This is a genomic window from Companilactobacillus sp. FL22-1, from assembly GCF_043951805.1.
Taxonomy (GTDB): domain Bacteria; phylum Bacillota; class Bacilli; order Lactobacillales; family Lactobacillaceae; genus Companilactobacillus.
The window spans coordinates 1-5,208 of sequence record NZ_JBINJY010000022.1 but is presented as its reverse complement, the minus strand read 5'-3'; the positions used below and the strand labels follow the sequence as shown (position 1 = coordinate 5,208).

General features: G+C 37.2%; 9 protein-coding genes. 4 read left to right on the top strand and 5 right to left on the bottom strand.

Translation table 11 applies throughout. From position 1 onward, the window contains the following. A partial coding sequence (locus ACG72T_RS12435; protein WP_395266452.1) for a MobA/MobL family protein occupies positions 1 to 178 on the bottom strand: 178 nt, incomplete at its 3' end. 252 nt (positions 179 to 430) lie between these two features. Here ACG72T_RS12435 and ACG72T_RS12430 point away from each other — a divergent pair. Further along, positions 431 to 658 (top strand): hypothetical protein, encoded by a 228-nt coding sequence (locus ACG72T_RS12430; RefSeq protein ID WP_163627755.1) that lies wholly within the window; start codon positions 431 to 433, stop codon positions 656 to 658. A gap of 22 nt (positions 659 to 680) precedes the next feature. Further along, the gene (locus ACG72T_RS12425; protein ID WP_395266449.1) at positions 681 to 959 is read left to right on the top strand and encodes a hypothetical protein; all 279 of its coding nucleotides are present in this window, start codon (positions 681 to 683) and stop codon (positions 957 to 959) included. On the opposite strand, the gene ACG72T_RS12420 is transcribed toward ACG72T_RS12425, so the two are convergent. The 4 genes from ACG72T_RS12420 to ACG72T_RS12405 all read right to left on the bottom strand — a co-directional run bounded on the left by ACG72T_RS12420 (position 949) and on the right by ACG72T_RS12405 (position 3,516). Beyond that, positions 949 to 1,629 carry a zeta toxin family protein gene (locus ACG72T_RS12420; protein WP_395266448.1) on the bottom strand — a complete coding sequence of 227 codons (681 nt, stop codon included), beginning with the start codon at positions 1,627 to 1,629 and terminating at the stop codon, positions 949 to 951. The two genes, ACG72T_RS12425 and ACG72T_RS12420, sit on opposite strands and share 11 nt — an antisense overlap. After that, positions 1,626 to 1,811, bottom strand: a complete 186-nt coding sequence (locus ACG72T_RS12415; RefSeq protein WP_010620892.1) for a hypothetical protein — start codon at positions 1,809 to 1,811, stop codon at positions 1,626 to 1,628. Before ACG72T_RS12415 ends, ACG72T_RS12420 begins: the two co-directional genes overlap by 4 nt. Positions 1,812 to 1,857: 46 nt before the next feature. Next, complete coding sequence (locus ACG72T_RS12410; RefSeq protein ID WP_395266451.1) at positions 1,858 to 2,139, bottom strand: type II toxin-antitoxin system RelB/DinJ family antitoxin; 282 nt, start codon at positions 2,137 to 2,139, stop codon at positions 1,858 to 1,860. Between the two features lie 258 nt (positions 2,140 to 2,397). Next, entirely contained in the window at positions 2,398 to 3,516 is a 1,119-nt protein-coding gene (locus ACG72T_RS12405) for a replication initiator protein A (RefSeq protein WP_395266447.1), read from the bottom strand. 576 nt (positions 3,517 to 4,092) lie between these two features. Here ACG72T_RS12405 and ACG72T_RS12400 point away from each other — a divergent pair. Next, positions 4,093 to 4,878: a ParA family protein gene (locus ACG72T_RS12400; RefSeq protein ID WP_395266446.1), complete on the top strand. Its 786-nt coding sequence runs from the start codon at positions 4,093 to 4,095 to the stop codon at positions 4,876 to 4,878. A 6-nt stretch (positions 4,879 to 4,884) separates the two neighbouring features. Then, positions 4,885 to 5,100 carry a hypothetical protein gene (locus tag ACG72T_RS12395; RefSeq protein ID WP_165709486.1) on the top strand — a complete coding sequence of 72 codons (216 nt, stop codon included), beginning with the start codon at positions 4,885 to 4,887 and terminating at the stop codon, positions 5,098 to 5,100. The last annotated feature ends 108 nt before the right edge of the window (positions 5,101 to 5,208 follow it).

The window sequence follows — 5,208 nt, the reverse complement described above, 5'->3', positions numbered from 1 at the left end:
CTGGTGCATTTTTGGGGGTTAAAATAAAGCTTTCTGGCATAACCGAGCGGGCATAAAAATAGTGGCGACCTTCCTTAGCATCAAATAGCTTTTCACCACTTCGATAAGCGGCACTGGCAATCGCACTTCGTCCTTTACCAGCACTAATATTACTAAAACTCATGTGAAAAATTGCCATGTCGGTCACTACCTTTCTTTGGATTTATGGGTTTGACTTTGTTGTCGCCATCGGCGACTTCTAATACAGGTTGCGATGTCCTTAGCACGACTCCAATTCATTTGGAGTGTAAGTGCGCATTGACCTCGTTTCACTCGGTCTACTGATTCCCTTAACTCCACTTTTAGTGTATGCCCTCCGCTTCGCTATTTCAACTTCTATACTTTGACTTAACGTTTCCTATATGATATAGTTTCGGTAATTATTTCTAATATGATTGGAGGGATCGTTATGTCTCAAAGTAACCTAGAAAAACAAGAAGCTAAATTAAAAGCCCTTAACCAAAAAATCAAGGACGAAAAAAATAAGATTGAACAACGGCTAGGTAAACAAATCATCAGTCAAGCCAATTTAGATTATGCTAATTTGTCTAACGATCGGATTAAGCTTTTAGCCAAGCAATTTTCTGAATTTTTAAAGGTAAAGTCCGTAGATCATTAGCCATACGAGATGGGGAAATTCCATGTCTAATCAATATGAAAAACTAGTCGAGCAGCAAGCGCGTTTAAAACAAAAAATTGAGCGAGAAGATTTTAAATTACGGCAATCTAAATACTATGAAAGCCGCCAAGCACGCAAAGCCCGTTCTCGCCGATTAATTCAAAAAGGGGCTTTGCTCGAAAAATACTTTCAAGCTGATAACCTTTCGGTCGAACAAACCGAAGAGCTTTTAAAAATATTTGCTAATTACGTTAATGCGCATAAACCGAACAAATTCAAAAACGATCAACCTAATAACTAGGCCGATCGTTTTTATTTTCTGGATCATTTTTAGGCTTTACTTCTGGGTTTTGATCTGCAAAATTTTGTAACTGCTTTTGCACCTTTTCTGGATAAGTAATATTTTGGTTTATCCAAGGAAAATGCCTCAAATCGTTCTTAAAAACTTGTCCCTTCTCCCTTGCATAAACAGAGGTAAACTTTTCGCTATTATCATAGATCATGACCTTATCAGATTTAAAGGCCACTAATGGCAAATTATGTTTGGATTGCTGATAACGTTTCTTGATCGTTGCTACTGGAACACCGTGCCCACCTTTTTGTACCCGTTCGTTGACCCTTTGGATAGCTAAATTTTCATCTCGCAAAGCAACATATAATAAAGTCACTTCAAAGCCATTTTCATGCGCTTTATCAATCAAATTGAGTTGAGCTTTGCCTCTACCTGCCAGTGTTGTTTCTACGTGAATACTTTGCTGGTGGTCTAAAGCATAGTGTAGTTGTTCGATTTCTTCTTTCATGGCTTTTAAGTTGTCACTATCTTTATGCCAATCGCCACCCATTTGTCTTAAAAGTTCATCAGCGTTAATCCGTTTTGTTTTGTCAAACAAGCTGGGAAATGTATCGTATAGCGTACTTTTTCCTGCTCCGTTAACACCAGCAACAATTATATATTGGGGTTTATCTATCAACGGACAAAGTCCTTTCGCTTAATAACCTCATCTTGCCTTTTATCTAAAAAGTAGGTATATAAAGCGTCATAGACTTTGCGCTTTTCTGGATCTGGCTCATGTAATGACTTATCAAGTAAATCTTTTAAATCAGTTTCTTTGGCAATTTCAAAAAAGTCATTGATTGTAATTGTGTCTTTCATGTTAATCACACTCCCAAGTTATTAATTCATTTAATCTGATAAGCCATTAGTCCTCATCTGGATCATTGAGCCAATCAGTGACTCCTTTAGCGTCTTTTAACTCGGTGACTGGTGTCCCTTCGGTCGCCTTTAAAAAGCGTAAATTAGCTCTTTCCGCTTCGCTTAGAGCTGGTTTAAACGGTAACGCTGCTTCCGCTACGATTCGCTTATAAAACATGTTAATCGCTGTGGTTGGATTTAGGCCCAATTCGCTTAAAATTGCTTCGGTATCATCGGCCAAATCTTTATCAATCTGGACTTGTACCCGTTTCTTTTCCTTAACTGCCATGATTGTCTCGCCCCTTTCTTTTACTACTACCATTATGCTACCTTTTGAGTACCCTATCAATAGATAAAGCCTTGGCCTCAAATCACTTAAGCTTGGCGTTGATCTAAAGGCTGAACTTTTGAGCTGGTTAGCCTGGTTAGCTCTGACACTCATTTAAAAGACCCTATTCTTCTGTCTAAGCCATTTAAATCTAACTTAAGTATAAAAGGGTTAGTAAGTCTTAAAACCGCTTAGAAAGGATTTTGTAGCCTTTTAGGACTAGTAGTACAACCCACTGTTATCGTTGTCGGCCGACTTTTCTTCTTCGGGGTGTTTGGTCGCATATTCTCTAGCTGCTTGTTGGTTCCACCAAATCCCAAATAGGTTTTGCATAGTGCCGTATAAGTAGTTCTCCACGTTCTTGATATGCTTCTCGTCGCTTCTTAGGGCGTTAAAGTAGCGTCTCAAGGCTTTAGTCATTAAAGGTTTTAGTTCCTCATTATCAAGTGGGATTATGACACCAATATCTTTGTGATCTTTCTCAACTCGGTACTTAGCATTTAAGATAATGCCAATGAAGCGCCGCATTTGTTGCGGAGTGCGGCACCAGAAACTTAGTAATTGCACGGCTTCGGGTTCTAAGAAAACCGGTAAGCCACTGTCTTCATCAGTTAAGAAGTCATTAGCATGTTTTACTAAATCCCGATTTTGGGCTTCAATTTCAGCTGGTGAGAAATTGGCTGTGGAAAAGTCCAACTTTTGAGTATCTATATCGTATCTATTAGTATCTATGTTTTTAAAGTCTTTATATAGATCGTGTCCGATTTTCGGATTTTCGCTCGTAGCAAGGGTTTGCGGGTTGTCGTCAACGAACTTTCGCGAACGTCCGATTTTCGGATTTTCGCTCGTAGCAAGGGTTTGAGCGGTCTCCCGCGAACGTCCGATTTTCGGATTTTCGCTCGTAGCAAGGGTTTGCGGCTCTTTTTGAGCATATTCACCGCGTAAATAGACGTCAGTTGACTGCATATCTAGTTCGGCCAGGTAAAGTCGATTGGGTTCGTTTTTGCCAGTTTTGGGATTGAAATGCATGGCTTTTTGATAAAGTAGTCCTGCACGTTCCAAGTCTTTTTTAACGGCTGCTAACTTATCATTTGAGCAGTCGAATAAATCTTTAAGTTCTTGATTGGTAAAAATAAAGTAGACGTGCCCTTCCTCATCAATCCAGTGATTGCGTAAAGAATACTCTAGCCGGTCTTTTAGTACCATGTAAGCTAGTTTAGCGGCATCACTTAAATGTTTGTATTGCTCGCCATACATTAATACCTTAGGGAACTGGAAAAACAAGGCTCCATATACGCTATTGGCGTCATAGTAATTGAAATCTGTTGATTTTGTCATAATAAAAACTCCCTTTCTTGACTGACACATGCTGTCCTAAAAGAGAGTTGCTAAAACATCTGACTTGTTTTAAAATACAAATCTGGTATGCTTTAACTGAATTACAAAGCGAACATTAGACGTGATCGGCTTTGTAGTTTCACCAGCATGTGTCTGTTTGTGAGTTGCCCAGTCGGCAACTTTTTTAATTTTTAAGAACTAAAAATGGACTAAGTAGTTATTACAAGCTACTTAGTCCATTGGTCTTATCTTCGTTTTAATTAGTTTACCTTTGCTTGCCCTTAAGGTTTGCTTGCGGTATAATTAACACGTAAACAAGATTACAATTTTTTCAAGCAATTTTAACTTGGTGGTGAAATTGCTTGGACTAGGTAGCTGCAAGATAGCTACTTGTCAATACTGCAAAAATCCCAATCCCGAGTGGATTGGGATTTTTTGTTTATGAACAAAGCATATCATTCTGCAAAGGCTAAGTAAATAGTTTATGGATATGATTTATGATTAATCATAAATCATGTAAAATTTGTGATTAATCATAAATCATGGTAAAATATTTATGTAAAGGTAGGTGCTACTATGAATGGGAAAACACTATTAAACTTCAACTTTAAAGGTGGCGTCGGTAAGACCACCTTGACTGTAATGGAAACCTATTTATTGGGTCAAGAGGGGAAAAAAGTACTGCTTATAGATTTCGATCCCCAGGGAAATGCAACTGAAATTATGAAGGAGACTTATAAAGCCGATTTAAAGCCGGAACTTTCATTATATGAGGGCCTTCTTGGAGGGAATTTGTCTAAATCTATTGTGTCTGTTACAGACCAAATTGATATGATTCCTACAGATTGGACATTGTCTTTATGGATTAGTGCTGTAGAAAAAGTTAGTCGGGTTAAACGTAATATTCTATTACCACAAATGCTTTCAAAGTTAAAACAAAATTACGATTATATTTTTATTGACGTACCACCAACAATAAATGTCTTTACTAATAACGCAATCATGGCTTCAGATTTCATCTCAATTGTCTTACAAACTCAAAAGCAGTCATATACAAGTTCTTTAAAAACAGCTACGCATTTAGGTGAACTACGTGAACAATACAATGGAAGTTTTCAGTTAGTTGGTGTCATATTGTACTTAATGAAGCCACGTGCAAAAGTTGATACTGAAATTTCTGCACAAGCAAAAGACTTTTTTGGCGGAGGGGTCTTTTCAAACTCAATTAGAACTCAAGAACGGGTTAAAACGTTTGCTAATGAAGGAATACGGAATAAAGACCATTGGGATAAAAGAGCAATCCAAATGTACCAAATGGTTCTTAATGAACAACTACTTAGAATTCAACAGTTAGAGGAGTAATTTATCATGGCAGAAGATTTTTTAAACAAAGTTAGTAAAAAGGCATCTGAACAACTTAAAAATCTAAAAAGTCCATACCAATTCGAAACAGAAAAAACTAAAACCGTTCAACTTCGCATGAGCACATATAAAGAAGTTAAACGCATCGCTTTTGAGAATGACGAAAAAATTGTTGATGTCTTAGAAAAAATTATTCGTGAAGGCCTTGCCAAACGTAAATAAGATTGAGCTTAACTTATGTATTACTGATTGTGTGATTTATGATAAAAGATTAATCTTTTATCATAAATCACACAATCAATAAACTTCACTGTACAAGGTATATTTAAA

Coding starts and splice junctions, on each gene's coding strand:
- ACG72T_RS12430 (WP_163627755.1), top strand. CDS start 431: ATGATTGGAGGGATCGTTATGTCTCAAAGTAACCTAGAAAAACAAGAA.
- ACG72T_RS12425 (WP_395266449.1), top strand. CDS start 681: ATGTCTAATCAATATGAAAAACTAGTCGAGCAGCAAGCGCGTTTAAAA.
- ACG72T_RS12415 (WP_010620892.1), bottom strand. CDS start 1,811: ATGAAAGACACAATTACAATCAATGACTTTTTTGAAATTGCCAAAGAA.
- ACG72T_RS12410 (WP_395266451.1), bottom strand. CDS start 2,139: ATGGCAGTTAAGGAAAAGAAACGGGTACAAGTCCAGATTGATAAAGAT.
- ACG72T_RS12405 (WP_395266447.1), bottom strand. CDS start 3,516: ATGACAAAATCAACAGATTTCAATTACTATGACGCCAATAGCGTATAT.
- ACG72T_RS12400 (WP_395266446.1), top strand. CDS start 4,093: ATGAATGGGAAAACACTATTAAACTTCAACTTTAAAGGTGGCGTCGGT.
- ACG72T_RS12395 (WP_165709486.1), top strand. CDS start 4,885: ATGGCAGAAGATTTTTTAAACAAAGTTAGTAAAAAGGCATCTGAACAA.